At 37.5% G+C, this 21,080-nt stretch carries 17 protein-coding genes and 1 pseudogene; 13 read left to right on the plus strand and 5 right to left on the minus strand.

The genetic code is table 11. The features are described from left to right. Nucleotides 1-3: 3 nt before the first annotated feature. Nucleotides 4-165 carry a hypothetical protein gene (locus A5889_RS14775; protein WP_207114618.1) on the minus strand — a complete coding sequence of 54 codons (162 nt, stop codon included), beginning with the start codon at nt 163-165 and terminating at the stop codon, nt 4-6. 246 nt (nt 166-411) lie between these two features. On the opposite strand from A5889_RS14775, the gene A5889_RS14780 reads away from it, so the two are divergent. The 8 genes and pseudogenes from A5889_RS14780 to A5889_RS14815 all read left to right on the plus strand — a co-directional run bounded on the left by A5889_RS14780 (nt 412) and on the right by A5889_RS14815 (nt 7,797). After that, nucleotides 412-813, plus strand: coding sequence for a DUF3224 domain-containing protein (locus A5889_RS14780; RefSeq protein WP_087639556.1), 402 nt, complete (start codon nt 412-414; stop codon nt 811-813). Continuing rightward, a complete protein-coding gene (locus A5889_RS14785; RefSeq protein WP_087639557.1) occupies nt 806-1,693 on the plus strand; it encodes a helix-turn-helix transcriptional regulator in 888 nt (295 codons plus the stop codon). Before A5889_RS14780 ends, A5889_RS14785 begins: the two co-directional genes overlap by 8 nt. Before the next feature lie 62 nt (nt 1,694-1,755). Further along, a complete protein-coding gene (locus tag A5889_RS14790) occupies nt 1,756-2,187 on the plus strand; it encodes a hypothetical protein (RefSeq protein WP_087639558.1) in 432 nt (143 codons plus the stop codon). A gap of 171 nt (nt 2,188-2,358) precedes the next feature. Continuing rightward, entirely contained in the window at nt 2,359-2,628 is a 270-nt protein-coding gene (locus A5889_RS14795; RefSeq protein ID WP_087639559.1) for an ACT domain-containing protein, read from the plus strand. A gap of 89 nt (nt 2,629-2,717) precedes the next feature. After that, entirely contained in the window at nt 2,718-4,061 is a 1,344-nt protein-coding gene (locus A5889_RS14800; protein WP_087639560.1) for a PFL family protein, read from the plus strand. Nucleotides 4,062-4,183: 122 nt separating this feature from the next. Continuing rightward, entirely contained in the window at nt 4,184-4,573 is a 390-nt protein-coding gene (locus A5889_RS14805) for a DUF1149 family protein (protein ID WP_087639561.1), read from the plus strand. 257 nt (nt 4,574-4,830) lie between these two features. Further along, entirely contained in the window at nt 4,831-6,222 is a 1,392-nt protein-coding gene (locus A5889_RS14810; protein WP_087639562.1) for an L-cystine transporter, read from the plus strand. Between the two features lie 164 nt (nt 6,223-6,386). Then, nucleotides 6,387-7,797: pseudogene (locus A5889_RS14815) on the plus strand (IS1182 family transposase). Between the two features lie 344 nt (nt 7,798-8,141). Here A5889_RS14815 and A5889_RS14820 read toward each other — a convergent pair. Beyond that, nucleotides 8,142-8,951: an MBL fold metallo-hydrolase gene (locus A5889_RS14820; RefSeq protein ID WP_087639564.1), complete on the minus strand. Its 810-nt coding sequence runs from the start codon at nt 8,949-8,951 to the stop codon at nt 8,142-8,144. Between the two features lie 110 nt (nt 8,952-9,061). Between A5889_RS14820 and A5889_RS14825 the strand changes: the two genes are divergently transcribed. Together A5889_RS14825 and A5889_RS14830 are read left to right on the plus strand one after the other, a co-directional pair. Then, nucleotides 9,062-9,433: a VOC family protein gene (locus A5889_RS14825; RefSeq protein WP_087639565.1), complete on the plus strand. Its 372-nt coding sequence runs from the start codon at nt 9,062-9,064 to the stop codon at nt 9,431-9,433. Nucleotides 9,434-9,619: 186 nt separating this feature from the next. After that, nucleotides 9,620-10,561: a rhodanese-related sulfurtransferase gene (locus tag A5889_RS14830; protein ID WP_087639566.1), complete on the plus strand. Its 942-nt coding sequence runs from the start codon at nt 9,620-9,622 to the stop codon at nt 10,559-10,561. 43 nt (nt 10,562-10,604) lie between these two features. Here the strand turns inward: A5889_RS14830 and A5889_RS14835 are convergent, their stop codons facing one another. From A5889_RS14835 to A5889_RS14845, 3 genes are all read right to left on the minus strand, one after another. Further along, nucleotides 10,605-11,708 carry an SLC13 family permease gene (locus A5889_RS14835; protein ID WP_087639567.1) on the minus strand — a complete coding sequence of 368 codons (1,104 nt, stop codon included), beginning with the start codon at nt 11,706-11,708 and terminating at the stop codon, nt 10,605-10,607. A gap of 131 nt (nt 11,709-11,839) precedes the next feature. After that, on the minus strand, nt 11,840-12,577 hold the full coding sequence (locus A5889_RS14840) for an amino acid ABC transporter ATP-binding protein (protein WP_087639568.1): 738 nt from the start codon (nt 12,575-12,577) through the stop codon (nt 11,840-11,842). A 1-nt stretch (nt 12,578) separates the two neighbouring features. Further along, complete coding sequence (locus tag A5889_RS14845) at nt 12,579-14,738, minus strand: amino acid ABC transporter substrate-binding protein/permease (protein WP_087639569.1); 2,160 nt, start codon at nt 14,736-14,738, stop codon at nt 12,579-12,581. A 354-nt stretch (nt 14,739-15,092) separates the two neighbouring features. Here A5889_RS14845 and uvrB point away from each other — a divergent pair, with 354 nt between their 5' ends. From uvrB to A5889_RS14860, 3 genes are all read left to right on the plus strand, one after another. Next, entirely contained in the window at nt 15,093-17,090 is a 1,998-nt protein-coding gene (gene uvrB / locus A5889_RS14850; RefSeq protein WP_087639570.1) for an excinuclease ABC subunit UvrB, read from the plus strand. A 325-nt stretch (nt 17,091-17,415) separates the two neighbouring features. Further along, complete coding sequence (uvrA, locus tag A5889_RS14855; RefSeq protein ID WP_087639571.1) at nt 17,416-20,232, plus strand: excinuclease ABC subunit UvrA; 2,817 nt, start codon at nt 17,416-17,418, stop codon at nt 20,230-20,232. Nucleotides 20,233-20,666: 434 nt separating this feature from the next. Continuing rightward, nucleotides 20,667-20,873, plus strand: a complete 207-nt coding sequence (locus A5889_RS14860) for a hypothetical protein (RefSeq protein WP_087639572.1) — start codon at nt 20,667-20,669, stop codon at nt 20,871-20,873. Nucleotides 20,874-21,080 lie beyond the last annotated feature (207 nt).

The following is a 21,080-nucleotide window of genomic DNA, read 5'->3' on the forward strand; positions in this document are numbered from 1 at the left end:
TGGCTAATTTTTTTCCCCTTTAACTATTGTTGATAATAAAAAAGTTCGCCCATCTCTATCTACACTATTTATTCCATATTTTTCTAGAAAATTATCAATTTCTTGAATATCGGCGCGTCCTAGTAGTTCATACAATTTAGTATCATCAAATTTATTAATTGTCATTGGGTTCTCCTATTAATCTTTTATAGTAAATCCTTTTTTATAGTTTATCAAAGCTATCAAAAAAAACAATAAAAAATGAATTTTATAATTAGTACGTAGCGGGTTATCTATTATACAGAAAAGTTTATTTATATGATTCTATTTTTAACAAAAGAAATTTAAGTATATATTGTACTTAATTAGACAATTCCATCTTGAAAAAAGAACATATGTTTGGTATCCTTTAAATTATAGGGAGGGGTAAGTATGAGTACAACATTTAACGTGACCAAGTGGGATGAACAGACGATTGATGCTGAAAAGACAGATTTTCCGCTCAATCAAGTACACGCTCAGTATCAGCTTGAGGGAGATTTGCAAGGAATCGCATGGGTTGAATATCTATTATACTATATTGAAAGCAATCAAGAAGATGGCCATCTTGCCACAGCTAGAATTACTGGATTTCTTCATTTTGAGGGACAGTATAAAGGAAAAACAGGAACCTTTACAGCTGCGGAAAAAGGCTTATTCGATAAAGGAGCACTTGATTCACCTGGAATGATCATCAAAGGTACAGGAGAATTACAGGGATTGTCTGGTTCTTATCAGTACGATTTTATTGGTGAAACAAGCAAACTGATCTTGGATTTTAAGATACATGAATAGTTTATCAAGATTATTCTACATCATGCACTACCTGACTCTCCATAATAAAGTGAAAGCGACTTATCTGGCGGAACAGTTGGAAGTTTCGACGCGGACGATCTATCGAGATGTTGATGTATTGTCTGCTCAAGGCTTTCCGATATACGCTAAAAGTGGCCGTGATGGAGGGATCCATTTGTTGGATACACATCATTTGCCGGCAACCTTTGTTGATGATGAAGAACAGGACCAGATCATAGTAGGGTTACAGAACTTATCGGCGGCGAATCTGAGTAGTGTCGAACCATTAGTCAATAAACTTTCCTCCTTATTCAATAAAGAAATAGAACCTTGGATCGATATCGATTTTTCAACTTGGGGGCAAGAAGACGAAGCTCATGCGATCGAATTGATCACAGAAGCCAAAATAAAAGGGAAATGTGTTTCTTTTTATTATAAGAATGGCAAAGGTGAAGGAATTTCTCGGGAAGTCATGCCAAACAAACTGATCTTTAAGCAAAATGCTTGGTATCTTGCAGGATATTGTTGTGTTCGAAAAACGACGCGCTTATTTAAATTGAAACGGATCGCTGATTTGGTCATGACAGATAATGAAATCGATGTATTGCTTTTAGACAAAAACTATCAACCCCGATTTGAAACGACTGATGTGGTATTCCAAGTACAAAATGAGCTCTTTTATAGAATCAAAGAAGAGCTGTCTGAAGTTGAAATAGAGCCTCATGAAAAGTATACGACGGTAAGAACACAGCAACCGAAAGGCAGTTGGCTAACGTCTTATTTACTTTCTTTTGGTAGTGCGATCGAAGTGATAGAACCGGACGAAGTCAAAGCTCAAATCAAAGAGGAAATTCAAAAACTCCAGCAAATTTATTCGTAAATACTCTTGAATTGGTGATTATTGATTGAGATAATAGCATAGAGTAGAGAAAGAGGGATAACATGAAACAACTGTGGTTTGAGCGATTGCTTCGTTGGAATAGAAAAATGCAGAAATTATTAACTGGAAGATATGCACGAATCGATTCACTTAATCGTACGTTGTTGTCGCTTAGCTTTATTTTGCTGATAGTAAATTTATTTTTATCAACGTCAGTTGTATTTTTTGCAGCATTTGGGTTATGGTTATGGTCGAATTATCGCTTTTTTTCAAAACGGATATACCCAAGAGCAAATGAAAATACTCGTTTTGTAGCGAGCCGACAACGGGTGCTAACGTTTTTTTCGATGATCAAGATAAGATTCGTCAATCGGCATACCTATCGTTACTTTAAATGTCCAGCTTGTAAACAGCAGTTACGTGCGCCGAAAAAAAGAGGCAAGATCAAAGTGACTTGTTCGAAATGTAAAGAACAGTTTTTTAGAGTGGTTTAAAAATGAATAAAGTAGAAGTAGTAGATTGAAAATTGACTAGGAAGAGTTGATTTTCAATTTTTTTGTTGAAAAGCGAACAATCAGTTCATTTTAGTAGGATTTGTTCCGCTTTTTTGTTAACAAGTGAACGTGCTATGTTATAATGGAAAAAATGATTGAGGAGGAAAATATATGCGGGCAGTACTGACAGTTATAGGAAAAGATAAAGTAGGGATCATCGCTGGTGTAAGCCAGACATTAGCTGAAATGAACATTAATATCCTTGATGTTTCTCAAACGATCATGGACAGCTATTTTACGATGATGATGGTACTAGAACTTTCCAAAGAACAAGCTAATTTTGAAGACATTCGTGCAACATTGAATGAATTGGGTGAACGATTAGGAGTCACGATCAGTATCCAAAACGAAGAAATATTCAACGTGATGCACAAGTTATAATAATCATATACTAGCTTGAGCTTTATTTTTTAACATCATCTAACTTTATAAGCTAGTTCGTGTTACTTTTAAAATTAGGAGGAATCATTTTGGAAACAAACCAAATTTTAGAAACGATTCGCATGATCGAAGAAGAAAATTTAGACATCAGAACGATCACGATGGGGATTTCATTACTTGATTGTATTGATAGTGATAGTGATCGTGCCTGTCAAAAAATATATGAAAAAATCACTCGCTTAGCGAAAAATCTTGTTAAAGTTGGAGCTGAGATTGAATCAGAGTACGGGATTCCGATCATCAACAAACGGATTTCAGTAACTCCGATTGGAATCATTGCCGCAGCTAGTCTAGATAAAGATTATGTGAAATATGCGAAAGCATTAGATAGAGCAGCTCAAGCGGTTGGGGTCAACTTTATTGGCGGATTTAGCGCCTTAGTTGAAAAGGGGTATCAGCATGGTGACGATATTCTAATTAATTCGATTCCACAAGCATTGGCTGAAACAGAATTTGTATGTTCTTCTGTGAATATCGGCTCAACCCGTGCCGGTATCAATATGGATGCTGTTCGTCATATGGGCTATGTGATCAAAGAAACTGCAGAAAGATCTGATATGGGCTGTGCCAAATTAGTTGTGTTTGCAAATGCTGTTGAAGACAATCCATTTATGGCTGGTGCCTTCCATGGCGTAGGGGAAGCTGATTGTGTCATCAATGTGGGTGTCAGTGGACCAGGAGTTGTCAAACGGGCACTGGAAAAGGTCAAAGGTGAGCCTTTTGATGTTGTAGCTGAGGTCGTAAAACAAACAGCCTTTAAAATCACACGAATGGGTCAGTTAGTTGGAAAAATTGCTTCCGAACGACTGAATGTTCCGTTTGGAATCGTTGATTTATCTTTAGCGCCTACACCAGCTGTTGGAGATAGTGTTGCCTATATTTTAGAAGAGATGGGCTTGGAAAGTGTTGGGACTCATGGGACAACTGCTGCATTGGCTCTATTGAACGATGCGGTGAAAAAAGGTGGAGTAATGGCATGTAATCACGTTGGCGGACTTTCTGGCGCATTTATTCCTGTCTCTGAGGATGCCGGCATGATCAATGCGGTGAATAATGGCGCTTTGAATTTGGAAAAATTAGAGGCAATGACTGCCATTTGTTCGGTAGGATTAGATATGATCGCGATTCCTGGAGAAACCTCTGCTGAAACAATTGCCGCTATGATCGCTGATGAAGCAGCGATCGGTGTGATCAATCATAAGACGACAGCTGTCAGAATCATTCCAGCCAAAGGAACACAAGTAGGAGATATGGTAGAATTTGGCGGATTATTAGGCAGAGCACCTGTGATGAAAGTCAATGACTACGCTTCTACCGATTTTATTTTACGCGGCGGACGTATTCCAGCGCCGATCCATTCTTTTAAAAATTAATGGAATAAGGGTTTGAGCTATTTTTAAGAAAAAGAAATATGTTATAATGATTTTAAGCAGAGCAATTATTTTTTCAGTAAAATAGTGACTGTCAAACCGAATATAAAGGAGAGTATAAAAACGTGGAAATAAAACGTCAGCAAGAAGTCGTAGAAGCTTTTCATTACGATATGCGTACACAAGATATGGGTGAGGTAGAAACAGATCTGAGAGTTGGTTTTTCACCAATCGAATCAACAGATGAAAATTATCCTAAAGAAAATTCAATTATCGCGGCTCGTTTAGAGTTTCGCTTAGTATTTGAAGAATATGTGTTGTCAGGATCTGTGAGTCAAATCAACCATATCATCAATCACAAAATTGAAAAACAAGAAGATATCAGCCAAGAAGAAGTGGATGAATTAGTAAGTCCTCTATTCAGTATTGTTCAACGTATGGCCTATGAAGTGACTGAAATTGCACTGGATAAGCCAGGAATTCAATTGAACTTTCAATCATCACAAGAAGGATAAAATAGAAAAAAGAGTTTGTGATAGCCTGAAACTATCACAAACTCTTTTTTACTATCATCAGTGAAACAAAAAAGTATCTTTTCTTATTTAAAATCAGGTAAAATAGATGTATCACTAAAAATAAGCTTTTTAATTTTTAGGGCGGATCATTGAAGAATGATTCCCGGGAACCTTTACTTCCTTTGATGGACTGTCATTTATTTTGCGGTGGTTAGCTTTAAAGGCTGCTTTCGCTTTAAAAATTGGGAGGGAAAAAAATGACAACACTCATCACTGTTTTAGTGGTCCTGGCTTTTGTCGCTGTGTTATACGTCTTTTATCGTATGCAGAAAAAACACCTTAAGTTTTCAACACGTGTCTTTGCTGCATTAGGCGTGGGTATTGTTTTAGGCGCAATTATTCAATTCGCATTTGGTACTCAAGATAAAGTTACAACACAAGCAATGGACTGGATTGGTATTGTAGGTAATGGATATGTAGCATTTTTACAAATGCTCGTAATCCCCTTAGTCTTTGTTTCGATCGTCGGAGCATTTACGAAAATGAAAGAATCCAAACAATTAGGAAAAATCAGCTTTAATGTGCTGGCAACATTGTTAGGTACGACTGCCGTCGCTGCATTGGTCGGAATCGGAACTACATTATTGTTTGGACTTCAAGGTGCGAAATTTACTGAAGGAGCGGCAGAAACGGCACGGATCGCAGAACTTGCGACTCGACAGGAAACCGTTGAAAACCTATCGATTCCTCAACAAATTTTAGCCTTTATTCCTAGAAATGTCTTTGCAGATTTTGCTGGCACTCGTCCAACAAGTACGATCGGTGTGGTTATTTTTGCGGCTTTCGTTGGTGTAGCTTATCTTGGTGTGAAACGTAAAGCGCCAAAAGAAGGAGAATTTTTCGCCAATCTGATCGACAGTCTTTATAAAATTACGATGCGTATCGTGACACTTGTGTTGCGTTTGACACCGTATGGCGTGTTGGCGTTGATGACAAATGTGGTAGCGACAAGTGATTTTGAAGCAATATTGAACTTGGGTAAATTTGTTTTAGCTTCATATACTGCGTTGATTATTGTGATGCTAATTCACTTAGCGATTTTGATTGCGGTAAAAGTAAATCCTGTAAATTATTTGAAAAAATCATTTCCAGTGTTGAGCTTTGCTTTCACATCAAGATCAAGTGCGGGAGCATTACCTTTAAATATTGAAACACAAACAAAGGCATTGGGCGTCGATGATGCGACCGCTAACTTTGCTGCAAGCTTTGGCTTGTCGATTGGTCAAAACGGCTGTGCAGGGGTTTATCCTGCAATGTTGGCAACGATCGTTGCACCAACTGTTGGGATCAATGTCTTTAGTTTAGAATTTATTTTGATGTTAGTTGCAATTGTTACAATCAGTTCATTTGGTGTTGCCGGTGTCGGTGGTGGAGCGACTTTTGCTTCCTTGATCGTACTAGGCGCTATGAACTTACCAGTTGCGATTGTTGGATTAGTGATTTCTGTAGAACCGTTGATCGATATGGCGAGAACTGCTGTTAACGTGAGTGACAGCATGGTCGCAGGAATCGTGACGAGTTCTAGAATCAATGAACTAGATCGTGATGTCCTAAATGACAGCAATTTAGTCATTGAAGAAAATGCATAATTTGTGATCCACTTCTCTTCCCCAAGAGAGTTAAAAAAAAGGACCAAGATATAACTCGTAGAGTTATATCCCAGACTGTAGACAAAGTCCTAAAAAAGGATGACGTCTACAGTTTTTTCTTTTATACTTAATGTATGAAAACGTTTTAAAGGAGCGCGTAAAAAATGATGTCAAAACACCCAATGAATGGAAGGGATCAATACATGATGATTTCCTTGGAAGAACTTGTCCCAAAAGATCACTTGATCTGAAAAATAGATAAAGCAATTGATTTTACCTTCATTTATCCAATTGTTGAATCAACTTATTCGACCTTAGGTCGACCAAGTATTGATCCTGTGGTTTTAGTCAAAATCGTCTTCATTCAATATCTCTTTGGTATCCGTTCCATGCGTCAAACGATAAAAGAAATAGACACTAATGTCGCTTATCGTTGGTTTTTAGGCTACGATTTCAATGAAACCATTCCCCATTTCTCTACCTTTGGAAAAAACTATGTTCGCCGCTTTCGAGAAACTACACTCTTTGAAGATATTTTCGCCTACATACTGGAACAAGCTGCCAAGGCTCGGATGATTACGGAAGATGTTCTCTATATGGATTCTACTCATATCAAAGCTAATGCAAACAAGCATTATTTTACTAGAGAAATGACGCATATTGAAGCAAAAGCCTATCAATCAGAATTAGAGAAAGAAATTAACGAGGAACGCATCAAGGCAGGAAAGCGCCCTTTTACTTTCCCGACAGAAAGTGAGCTGAAAGAACGAAAAATAAGTAAAGTAGACCCTGAGAGCGGGTATTATGTAAAAGGAGAACGAGAGAAACAATTTGCTTATTCTGCTCATACTGGTTGTGATGAACACGGATTCATTTTAGATGTCATTGTAACGCCTGGTAACCGTCATGATAGTCAAATTGCTCCTGATCTAGTTGCCTCTATCTGTACTAAATTTCCAGCGATACATGCTGTAGCAGCTGATGCTGGGTATAAAACTGCCACTTTTATAGAATTTCTCCGACGGAGAAAACTTCACCCTGTTCTTCCTTATACACGACCTAGAGGTGATCGAACGTTACTAGCCAAAAATCAATTTGTCTATGACGAATACTACGATTGTTACCTGTGCCCTGAAAATCAACCCTTACATTTTTCTACACTTACTCGAGAGGGATACCGTGAATATAAGTCAAAATCTTACATTTGCCAGAATTGTCCGCAATTGAAGCAGTGCACAAGAAGTCAAAATCATCAAAAAGTAGTGACCCGTCATATTTGGCAAGCTGGGTTGGAGAATGCAGAACATCTTCGTCATACTTCCTTCAATCGAGAAACATACCGCAAACGTAAAGAAACTATTGAAAGAGTGTTTGCCGATGCAAAAGAGAAGCATGGGATGCGTTGGACAAAATACCGAACCTTGGAAAAAGTCGCAGTGCATACGAGACTGATTTTTGCTGCAATGAATTTAAAGAAATTAGCCCTGTGGGGCTAGAGAAAGGCGAATGCCTTTATTTTTTTGCTTTGATTTTGATACTAAGATAAAAAAATACGCTCAACACTCTATTTTCTGAATGTTGAACGTATTTGTCTACAGTCTGAGATATAACTCGTAGAGTTATATCCTGGTCCTTTTTAAAACGAATAAACGGTAGAAGCAGAAGTAACTACTATGCTTCACTTCGATCACATCAGCTAACGCATACAGTTTGACTATTGTTCAAAGAACAAAGTGAAGCTAGCAACATTCTAAGTGCTAAAGCACTAAGAGTTGAAGGTTTTGGAAATAAGCTGAAATTGCTGTGAAACACAACGAGGAACGAGTTGATGCTTTCTCGTCAAAGACTCGTCGCAGATAAACAGTGTTGCACAGTACCTACTTGGTTCTTGGAGTTGAACACTTCTGTCCCGTCCTCTTTTATTGCCATTCGATTTGCATTCCGACACCGACTTCTTGGATTGGAAGTTGGTAATGGATTTTTGCTTTTGCAGGAAAGGAAACACAATGGCAGGGATATAGTGTATTGATCTGATTCTTTTTAAAGTACTCGATTGTTTGCTCCAATTGTATATTTTCTTCAAATAAATGAAAGCCGCCAATAATGCTCTTGATTGTTTGATTGCCTGTAACTCGTTTGGCATATTCACAAATATTGCTGATACCGCTATGAGAACAGCCAGTGATGATGTAGATACCATCAGTACCTTCAAAAACTAAAGCAGAATCATCAAAAACATAATCGGGAACAAAAGTATCTGTGATTTTTGTTTCGCCCACCTGAAGCCGAGGTTCAAAATCTACAAGTTGAGGAATTTCTCCAAGAAAAGTAATATTTGGTGAAAGCTTGACAGGCTCTTTTGTTAAAAGCAGCTCATATTCTCTTTCTAAATCTTTGATAGTTACTGGGGAGCCGATGGCCAAATCCTGTTCTTTTTTAGGAAAAAACGTTAAAGGATGAGCAATCAGCTGTGGTTTTTTCTGGTCAAATAAATCTGTTATTTGGCTGAGTCCGCCAGTATGGTCATTGTGTCCATGAGATAAAGCCAGCTTCGTTATCTGACTCAAATCAATATTTAGTAATTCAGCATTTCTTATGAAAACATCACTATAGCCTGTATCAAACAAGATTTTTTCATTGCCATCTTCTAGATAAAAAGACAATGCAGGCTCGCCCAAATAGTAATGATCGATGTAAACATTATTGTCTACCAAAACAGTCAATTTCATTTTTTCTCCTTTTTTAAAGCAAAATTATTTTCATAAACCTTGGTATAAGATATAGTAATAAAGTATATAATAGAAGTGGAATAATTGCTATCTAGAAAAGGAGCTCAATAATGTTTACTAATCAAATTAAAATCATGTTATATGTAACAAATGTCGAGGAATCAAGCCGATTTTGGCAAAAAATCGGATTTGTAGAGAAGGAAAGAGACGCAGTTGATGGAACTTTGGTTGTGGAAGTGTCACCAGGTGAAGATGCAGATACTAGTATAGTTTTGTATGATTTGGAATTTATTCAAAAACATTCGCCAGAAGTTGCAGGCAATACGCCTTCATTGATGTTTTTCTCTGATGATATTGTGAATTTGTATAAAAAAATGAAAGATGCAGGTGTTCGAGTAGGCGAGATGGTTCAACTGCCGACAGGACTTGTGTTTAATTTTGCGGATAATGACGAAAATTATTTTGCTGTTTCTGGACAATAATGATAAGTAAGTATTGAAGCTTTGAAATATGCTTGAAGAAGCCATGTTTCAAAGCTTTTATATTGTACATTAATACACAAGCAAATATCTCGATTTTTCGCTTTCTTTTTTTATATACTTAATAGGTATGAAGATAAATTAAGGACTGTCTTGTAAACAGTTTGTACAAAAAGGGGAAAGATAAGAATGGACTATCGTGTATTACTTTACTATAAATATACACCACTAGAAAATCCAGAACAATTTGCGAAAGAACATCTAGCATTTTGTAATTCACTAAATTTAAAAGGAAGAATCTTAATTGCATCAGAAGGAATCAACGGTACACTTTCTGGAACGATCGCTGACACAGATGCTTATATGAAAGCAATGCTTGCGGATGAACGATTCAAAGATACTTACTTCAAAATCGATGAAGCACAAGAGATGGCATTTCATAAAATGTTTGTCCGTCCAAGGAAAGAGCTTGTTTCTTTAAACTTAGAAGAGGATGTGAACCCGTTAGAATTAACAGGTAAATATTTGGAGCCTAAGGAATTTAAAGAAGCCTTGCTTGATGAAAATACTGTTGTGATCGATGCTAGAAATGACTATGAATATGATTTGGGACATTTTAGGGGTGCCGTTCGCCCTGATATCCGTAATTTCAGAGAGCTGCCTCAATGGATCAGAGAAAATAAAGAGCAATTTATGGATAAAAAAATCGTAACCTATTGTACGGGCGGAATCCGCTGTGAGAAGTTTTCTGGCTGGATGCTAAAAGAAGGATTTGAAGATGTTTCACAACTTCATGGCGGGATTGCTGTATATGGAAAAGATCCTGAAGTACAGGGTGAATTATGGGATGGAAAAATGTACGTTTTCGATGAACGCATCAGTGTGGAAATCAATCATGTCGATAAAAAAATCATCGGTAAAGACTGGTTTGATGGAACACCTTGCGAACGTTATATCAACTGTGCTAACCCGTTCTGTAATAAACAAATTTTAGCTTCAGAAGAAAATGAAGCTAAATATCTTGGCAGCTGTTCAGATGAATGCCGTCATCATCCAGCTAATCGCTATGTAGCGAAGAATCATTTGACAGAACAAGAAGTAACAGCACGTTTGGAAGCAATTGCTAATTAGAAATTGAAAAAAACAACAAAATGATTGTCATTTTGTTGTTTTTTTATAGAGTAAAATAAAAGACGACAATAAATCCAAGTAGAAAAATCAGATTGATTAGACTAAACGTTAGTAAAAATCGTTTTCCTTGATTTGGATAATATTGCTTATAAATTTTAAACCCAATCAGATTAGCTAAAGAGGCGATGATTGTTCCTAAGCCGCCAATATTGACTCCGAAGAACAGGGCTTGGGTTTGAGTAGTGAATGGAGCGAGAAGGATAGCAGCCGGAACATTACTGATAAGCTGACTAGCTGCGATACTGCCAAAAAACGTAGCTGAGCTTGTTGTGAACTGTTTTTTGATCAATAGAGAAATAGTTTCCAATTGAGAAAAATTACCGACAGCGATAAAGAAAAAGATAAACGTAGCTAGCAACCGATAATCAACTTGCTTCAAACTGCTGAAATCATACATCGAAAGAAGCAAAACAGCAATAGGAATGACGATATAATAAGGAAACAGATCGAAGACGCCAACCAAAATCACTAATCCGATCAAGCTTAAATAACTGGTTTTGCGTTGATCGATCGAGGGCAGCGGCTCTTCTTGATTGGGAATAGGGGTCTTTTTGATCCAAAAAAAGGACAGAAATAAGAAGCTGAACGATACAAGCAGCAAGAGAGAAGCCCAACTGAAGAATGTACCAACAGTCAATGAGTAATAGGAAAATAGGAACAAATTTTGCGGGTTGCCAAAAGGGAAGAAACTACTGCCTAAATTTGCTGCGATGATCAGTAGAACAGCACCAGTCATCTTATGGCCCATATCCGAAACTTTTTTCGTGATCGTCAAGTAGATCGGCATTAGACTTAAAATAGCGACATCATTTGTTAATAACATAGAGCTAAAAAAAGCCAGGAGTGTGATATTTCTAATGAGAGCACGAGTAGTAGTCGATAGATCGATCAGTTTTTCAGCGAGATAGGTCAAAACACCAAGCTTTTCAATATTAGCGACAAGCAGCATTAGACCAAACAGGCAAACGATGACTTTAAAATCGATCGACTCAATTGAAAATGTACCGAAAAAGCAGCTAATGAGTGCTATTAGAAAGGAGATAGAAAATAGTAGATCATGCATAAAAAAAGAGAAAATGCGTTTCATGGACGGCAGCCTTCTTTCAAAAATAACTTCTTTTTTAATTTACGTTAGAATAGGAGATTTATCAAGAAAAGAATATCTAAACTAAAAAAGACATGATTTGAATCATTCAAATCATGTCTTTTTAGTTAGTCTTAAATATTTAGAACTTTATCCAAGAAATCTTTCGTCCGTTCATTTTGAGGATTCTCAAAGATCTGTTGCGGGCTCCCGTCTTCTAGAAAATTTCCGCCATCGATAAACATCACACGATTTGCTACTTCTTTAGCGAAGCCCATTTCATGAGTAACGATCACCATCGTCATTCCTTGTTTTGCAAGTTTTTTCATAACGTTTAATACATCGCCGACCATTTCTGGATCAAGGGCCGAGGTTGGTTCATCGAATAGCATGATATCTGGGTTCATCGCTAAAGCTCTAGCGATTGCAACACGTTGTTTTTGACCACCTGATAATGATTCTGGATAGCTATCTTTTTTATCAGCGAGACCCACAGTTTCTAAAAGCTGGATGGCTTTTTCTTCCGCCTCTTGTTTAGAAAGACGACCTAGATCAGTAGGAGCTAATGTGATATTTTCCATGATCGATAAATGTGGAAATAAATTGAAGTGTTGAAACACCATACCTATATGCTGACGTATTTTATTGATGTTGGTATTTTTATCTGTTAAGTTTGCTCCGTCAATAATAATATCGCCGCTTGTTGCTTCTTCCAGTTGATTCAAACAACGAAGGAAAGTACTTTTACCAGAACCGGAAGGACCGATCACGCAAACAACATCGCCTTCTTGGATAGAAACATTAATATCATTTAAAACAGTGTTATCACCATATTTTTTTACTAAATGCTCGACTAGAATTTTTTCAGCCATATTATTTCACCTTCTTTTCCAAGACTTTTGCTAGTTTTGTCAACGCTGTGATCAAGACTAGATACATCATCGCAATTACAAAATAAACAAGTGTACTTTGTAAATTTCTGGCAACGATGATTTTTCCTGTTTGTAATAATTCGATCAACCCGATCGCTGAAAGGATCGTTGTATCTTTCAATGAAATAACGAATTGGTTGACGAATGATGGGATCATGATTCTGATTGCTTGCGGCAAAATGATCTTTTGCATTGTCCGGTTATATGAAAGTCCTAAACTGCGCGAAGCTTCCATTTGTCCTGTAGGAACCGCATTGATCCCGCCGCGTACGATTTCAGAGATATAGGCACTGGCGTTTAGCGTTAAGGTAATGATACCAGCAAGGAATACTGGAATATTGAATCCTAGAATTCCAGGTAAGCCAAAATAAATGAAGAAAGCAAGTACCATCAACGGAATTCCACGGATGATGTCGACATAAACAGTGGCTATCACGCGTAACGCTTTAGAAGGAGAGGCGCTGAATAATCCGAAGATCACACCAACGATCAATGCAAGAATGAATGAAATCAATGTTAGTTGAATCGTCATCCATAATCCACTTAATAGTCGTTTCCAATTATTTTGGATCATACCGATAAATGTTGATTCATCTACTTTGTTTTCCGTAGAAGCATCTTTGATATATTTGCCAACGATTTTATCGTATTCACCTGTTCGTTTTAATTCGGCAAGCCCTTCATTGAACATCTGGATCAATTCAGGATTTTTGCCTTTTTTAACTGCAAAACCGTATTTTCCACCTTCTTCACGAGGAATCGGTGTTACTAAAGGCTGTTTTTGAGCAACGCCATAACCGATAACAGGATAATCATCCATCATTGCTTCGATTTCACCGATTTCAAGGGCACTATATAAGGCATCAGTTGTATCTAAATATTTGATGGAGTAACCATATTTGCTTTTATTTGCTTCAAGAAAATCAGCACTTTCTGTCCCGATTTTTGCACCGACTTTTTTCCCTTTTAAATCTTCATAAGAAGTAATTTTGTCGTTGCCTTTCTTGACAGCGATTTGGATCCCGCTATTGAAATAAGGAGTCGAAAAGTCGAATGATTTTTCACGTTCGTCAGTGATCGTCATTCCAGCGATCATCCCATCTGCCTGTCCAGATTCAACCGCCTGAACAGCTGAACTAAAACCAATAAACTTAAATTCAATATTGAATCCTTGGAGTTCAGCGATTCGTGTGACTAGATCAACGTCGATTCCTTCATATTCACCATCAGAATTTTGGAATTCAAAAGGTGCGAATGTTGAATCACTGGCAATGACATAAGTATCTTTTTTGGGTTGAATCTTTTTCATTTGTGTATCGGCTTGTTCCTCTGATTCATTTCCAGTAGAAATGTAATTGGCAATGATTTCATCATATTTACCAGAGTCTTTCAAGTCTTTCAAACCAGCGTTGAATTTTTCAAGTAATTCTTTATTTTGCCCTTTTTTTACCGCAAACCCGTAAGAACTTCCTGTTTCTTTTTTACCGACTAACTGTAATTTCTGCCCATTCGTGATTGCATAGCCTAACACAGGGTAGTCATCAAAAATTGCGTCTGCTTCACCATTTTCGAGTGCTTGGTAAAGTCCAGTAGCATCGTCAAAGTTTTTGATTGTATAGCCATATTTATCTTGATTTTTTTCAAGGAAAGTAGCACTTTCTGTTCCCACTTTAGCAGCAACAGTTTTTCCTTTTAAATCATCATAAGCTTTGATCTTATCGTTGCCTTTTTTGACTGCCATTTGCAATCCGCTATCAAAATAAGGTTCTGAGAAATCAAAAGATTTCTTTCGCTCGTCTGTGATACTCATTCCGGCGATCATTCCATCAACTTGTTTTGATTGAACTGCCTGAATGGCACTATCAAAGCCAAGTGGTTTTAGATTGACCTTAAAGCCTTGATCATCTGCAATGGCTTTAAGCAGATCGACATCGATACCGATGTATTCTCCTTTGGAATCTTGAAATTCAAAAGGCGCAAAAGTTAAATCTGTTCCTATATTATATGTTTTTTCCTCAGCCTGAGCCGACTGTCCAAGTGTAAATGTCAGTAGACTTGCCATCATTAGCATAAATGAAAGCAAAAAATGTTTCTTTTTCATAAAATACCTCCTATATTTACATATTGAATAATTATATAGTAAAAAAAGGGTAAAACACAAGTCATTAAACAAGTTAAACTTAAAAAAATGTCGTTTTCTAACATCCTGTGTTACTTAATGTTACATTATAAAGTGAAAAATATTGAAGCTAAAATCTGAAAATAAAGTTGAAAGTGTAAAAAAATGCGTATACGCAATATATTCTAAAGGTGGCGAAAATATGTTCGGTATGGTAAAATATTTTCAGAGGTTTCCCTTCAATTCACTAGTAGTGATTTTAGAAAATTGTATCTATTGTCATTGGCTAATGATTGAATGGAAGCAGCCAGTAAATTATTCAGAGGAGGATGTTGAATGATAGAAAGAGAAACCTCCAATACATTTGACTTAGTCTCAAAGTATCAGCCGGATGGTGATCAGCCGGAGGCAATCAAGCGATTGACAGAAGGGATCGAAGGCGGCGAGAAAGCTCAGATTCTACTTGGAGCGACAGGAACAGGTAAGACATTTACCATTTCTAATGTAATCACAGAGGTCAATAAGCCAACTCTGGTCATCGCGCATAATAAGACATTAGCTGGACAGCTTTATGGTGAATTCAAAGAATTCTTCCCGAATAACGCGGTCGAGTATTTTGTCAGTTATTATGATTATTACCAGCCAGAGGCTTATGTTCCTTCCAGCGATACATATATAGAAAAAGATGCCAGTATCAATGATGAAATCGATAAATTACGTCACTCAGCAACAAGCTCATTATTAGAAAGAAATGATGTGATCGTTGTTGCTTCGGTTTCTTGTATCTTTGGTTTGGGAGACCCTAAAGAATATAGTGAACAAGTTGTATCGATTCGTGTAGGTATGGAGATGGATCGTAGTCAGTTGTTGACGAACTTGGTCAATATTCAATTTGAGCGTAATGATATTGACTTTCAGCGGGGCCGTTTTAGAGTTCGGGGAGATGTGGTTGAAATTTTTCCGGCATCTAGAGATGAGCATGCGTTAAGAGTCGAATTTTTTGGTGATGAGATCGAACGAATCAGAGAAGTGGATGCGTTGACGGGAGAAATAATTGCAGAGACAGAGCATGTAGCAATTTTCCCAGCAACTCACTTTGTGACGAATGAAGATCATATGGAGCATGCTATTTCTCAGATTCAAGCAGAATTAGATGAGCGATTAAAAGTATTACGTAGTGAAAATAAATTATTGGAAGCACAACGCTTGGAACAACGAACGAATTATGACATTGAAATGATGCGTGAAATGGGCTACACATCCGGCATCGAGAATTACTCCCGTCACATGGATGGTCGTTCAGAAGGGGAGCCGCCATATACATTACTGGATTTCTTCCCAGATGACTTTCTGTTAGTGATTGATGAATCACATGTGACGATGCCTCAAATCAGAGGGATGTACAATGGAGACCGAGCAAGAAAACAAATGCTGGTCGACTATGGTTTCCGTTTACCAAGTGCATTGGATAATCGCCCGCTTAGGTTGGAAGAATTTGAAGAGCATGTTCATCAAATCGTGTATGTTTCAGCAACTCCAGGGCCATATGAACATGAACAGACGGATACTGTGATCCAGCAGATCATTCGTCCAACTGGCTTACTAGATCCATTGATCGAAGTTCGTCCGATCATGGGACAAATCGATGATCTGGTTGGTGAAATCAATGAACGTGTAGCGAAGAACCAACGGGTTTTCGTTACTACACTCACGAAAAAAATGTCAGAGGATCTAACAGATTACTTCAAAGAATTAGGGATCAAGGTCAAGTATCTGCATAGTGATATCAAAACATTGGAACGAACGGAGATCATTCGAGATCTACGTTTAGGAGAATTCGATGTGTTAGTCGGGATCAACTTACTAAGAGAAGGACTTGATGTACCGGAAGTATCATTGATCGCTATTTTAGATGCTGATAAAGAAGGCTTCTTGAGAAGTGAGCGTTCTCTTGTTCAGACGATCGGAAGAGCGGCGCGGAATTCAGATGGTCGAGTGATCATGTACGCGGATAAAATAACTGATTCGATGCAAAAAGCGATGGATGAAACAGCTCGTCGTCGTTCGATCCAAGAGAAATATAATGAAGAACACGGGATCGTGCCGAAAACGATCATCAAAGAGATTCGGGAATTGATTTCGATTTCTAAGGCGAACAATGAAAAGAATGAACCATTCAAGATCGATAAGTCTTACCATGAAATGACTCGTCAGGAAAAAGCAGATTTATTGATGAAACTGGAAAAAGAAATGAAAGATGCTGCAAAAGCGCTGGACTTTGAAACAGCCGCTACGCTGAGAGATACGATCTTAGAGCTAAAAGCAGCAGATTAAACTGATTTCTTTGAAACATAAGAAAACTTTGCCCAAGGAAATAGAAAATCATAAGAATCGATTATACTAAAAACCGACATGCACTGTTTAATGATACTTTTTTTGCAGACGAGCAAGTATCTGTACAAAAATGACAGTAACGCTGTGTTTCACAGTAATGATCATTAGACCAATAATCATAAAGGAGAGCCATTACTCTTACGAATTATTCGTGTAGAGGTAATGGACATCGGACCAATAAGTAAAAAGGAGAACCGTTACTCTTGCGAATTTATTCGCTTAGAAGTAATGGACATCGGACCAATAAGTAAAAAGGAGAGAAGTAATGGCAAACGATAAAATCGTTATTCATGGTGCACGCGCACATAATTTAAAAGATATAGATGTTACAATTCCGCGAGATAAGATGGTTGTAGTGACAGGTTTATCAGGTTCTGGGAAAAGTTCACTCGCTTTCGATACCTTGTATGCAGAAGGTCAACGCAGATATGTGGAAAGTCTTTCTGCTTATGCTAGACAATTTTTAGGTCAAATGGATAAACCAGATGTCGATAGTATTGATGGATTAAGTCCAGCAATTTCCATCGATCAAAAAACTACTAGTAAAAATCCGCGCTCAACTGTTGGTACGGTGACGGAGATCAATGATTATTTAAGATTATTGTTTGCTCGTGTTGGACATCCAATATGTCCGAATGACAATATTGAGATCACCAGTCAATCAGTTGAACAAATGGTGGATAAAGTCTTAGAATTGCCGGAAAAAACAAAGATCCAAATTTTGGCACCTGTGATCGTGAAGAAAAAAGGGCAACATAAGAAAATTTTCGAAATGATCCAGCGTGAAGGCTATGTTCGGATGCGAGTAGATGGAGAAACGTATGATGTTAGCGAAGCTCCTGAACTTGAGAAAAATAAGAAGCATGATATTTCTATAGTGATCGACCGAATCGTAGTGAAAGACGGCATTCGTTCACGCTTATTTGATTCATTTGAAGCGGCATTACGTTTAGCTGACGGTTATGCATTAGTAGATGTGATCGATGGTGAAGAAATGCTGTTTAGCGAACACTATGCATGTCCTTATTGTGGGTTTACTGTTGGCGAGCTTGAGCCGAGATTGTTTTCTTTCAATGCTCCATTTGGCGCCTGCCCTGATTGTGATGGGTTGGGAAATAAATTGGAAGTAGATAAGGACTTAGTGATCCCTGATGGGACTAAAACTTTACGTGAAGGAGCGATTGTTCCTTGGAATCCGATCAGCTCGCAATATTATCCGCAAATGCTGGAGCAAGCAGCTGAAAGTTTTAATATCGATATGGATACACCATTCAGTGAATTACCAGAAGAGCATCAGGATATTATTTTGAATGGGTCTAATGGAGAAGTTTTTCATTTCCATTATGAAAATGATTTTGGCGGTGTTCGTGATGTTGAAGTACCTTTTGAAGGTGTCTTAACGAATATCAAGCGCCGTTATCATGAAACGAATAGTGATTTCACGCGTGATCAAATGCGTTTATACATGACTGAATTGACTTGTACGACGTGTAAAGGTTATCGCTTAAACCCACAAGCTCTTTCTGTAAAAATCGATAATACAAATATTGGACAAATCAGTGAATTAGCAATCAAAAAAGCGGTAAACTTTTTTGAAACAGTCACTTTATCTGAACAAGAACAAATGATTGCCAAACCGATTTTGAAAGAAGTAAAAGACCGATTGAACTTTCTGCAAAATGTTGGTTTAGATTATTTGACTCTTAGTCGAGCTGCGGGAACCTTGTCCGGCGGAGAAGCACAGCGTATTCGTTTAGCTACACAGATAGGTTCCAATTTATCTGGCGTTTTATATATATTGGATGAACCATCGATCGGTCTCCATCAGCGAGATAATGACCGTTTGATCGAGTCACTCAAAAAGATGCGGGATTTAGGAAATACACTGATTGTTGTAGAACATGATGAGGATACGATGCGGGCTTCTGATTATTTGATCGATGTAGGTCCGGGCGCAGGCCACCTTGGTGGAGAAATCGTTGCAGCCGGAACCCCTGATGAGGTAGCAGAAAATCCTAAATCGTTGACAGGTCAGTATCTATCCGGTAAAAAAGTCATTCCGGTACCAAAAGAGCGTCGCAAAGGGAATGGCAAAAAAATCAAGGTTACTGGTGCAGCAGAGAATAATCTGAAGAATGTAACTGTTGAATTTCCTTTAGGTGAATTTGTTGCAGTGACTGGTGTTTCTGGTTCAGGGAAAAGTACATTAGTTAATCAGATCTTAAAAAAGGCCTTGGCACAAAAACTCAACCGTAATTCTAATAAACCTGGAAAGCATAAGAGTATCACAGGCTATAAAGAAATCGAAAAAATCATTGATATCGACCAAAGTCCGATCGGTCGAACACCGCGTAGTAATCCTGCGACCTATACAAGTGTTTTCGATGACATCCGTGATTTGTTTGCAAAAACGAATGAAGCAAAAGTGCGTGGCTATAAAAAAGGTCGTTTTAGCTTTAACGTAAAAGGTGGTCGCTGTGAAGCTTGTCGCGGAGATGGAATCATCAAGATCGAAATGCACTTTTTACCTGATGTATATGTTCCTTGTGAAGTTTGTCATGGCAAACGCTATAACTCTGAAACGTTAGAAGTCCATTATAAAGGCAAAACGATTGCTGATATTCTTGATTTGACAGTGGAAGATGCTGTAGACTTTTTCCAACATATTCCTAAGATCCATCGTAAATTAAAAACAATCGTTGATGTAGGATTAGGTTATGTGACGTTAGGACAGCCCGCAACGACATTATCAGGTGGAGAAGCGCAACGGATGAAGCTGGCTAGTGAACTGCACAAAAATTCCAATGGTAAAAACTTCTATATCTTGGATGAACCAACCACTGGCCTGCATACGGATGATATTGCTCGTTTGCTGCTTGTATTGGAGAGATTAGTTGAGGCGGGAAATACGGTCTTAGTGATCGAGCATAATCTAGATGTCATCAAGTCAGCAGATCATGTGATCGATCTTGGTCCAGAAGGCGGAGATGGTGGAGGAACGATCGTTGCCACTGGAACGCCGGAAGATATCGCGAAAGTCAAAACTAGCTATACTGGTAAATATTTGAAACGGGTTCTATGATATTGGTCTACTCCATTTAGGAAGTGATTTTACAAAACTTAAAGAATGTGTGAAGATTAGAGGAAATTTAGTGAGTAGTCTTGATTTCTTCATTTTCATACAGTAAAATCACTCACAGGTAGATATATTGTTCAACCTAATTGGTATATATCTTTCCTTCTATAAATAACCCGTTCAAAAAAGAAAAAACAGTTTTTCATTTATTTGAAAACTGTTTTTTTGTTTCTTATATTTATTTTAGATGTGAAAAAAGTAAATATAAACCAAAAGTAAATGAGAAAAAAATGAACAAGATGGAGAAACTCTTGTTTTTTAATAACTTTAATTTAAAAATAGTCAAAAAAAGGTAAATTATATACGTATGTTGGACGGTACATTTGAATAAAATCATGATATTCTATACATACGAAAAAAGTATGGAAGGATGATTTTTCTTGGAAAAAAGAGAAATTAAGATTGGCGCTCATTATGTTTGTCATGGCTCAAACTTTTCTTGGTTCTTTATTGGAGAAGCTATCTCTAAAAAAGAAGATGACTTGGAAGTAAGAGTTCTTAAATGTCACCCAACCGACCGTTCGAATATCAAGTGTGACGATCCGATTTTAAGCCTGGATTATTTAAATGTAATCGAAGATGTATAATCGTTTCTTTATTATTTTAATAATATGTATATCGTAAAAGCAAACGGAAATAGAAAATTTCTGCTTTGCTTTTTTTGTTTGATCTGATGTCAAGATGTCAAATGATTATTTTTATTTAAAGATAGCCAATGTAAAAGTCTGGAATGGTTGAAAAGCTTTCATTGATACGCCCGGAATGTTATAATTAGTCAAATGTTATTAAAGGGG

It is taken from the genome of Enterococcus sp. 9D6_DIV0238, from assembly GCF_002174455.2.
GTDB lineage: Bacteria > Bacillota > Bacilli > Lactobacillales > Enterococcaceae > Enterococcus_L > Enterococcus_L dunnyi.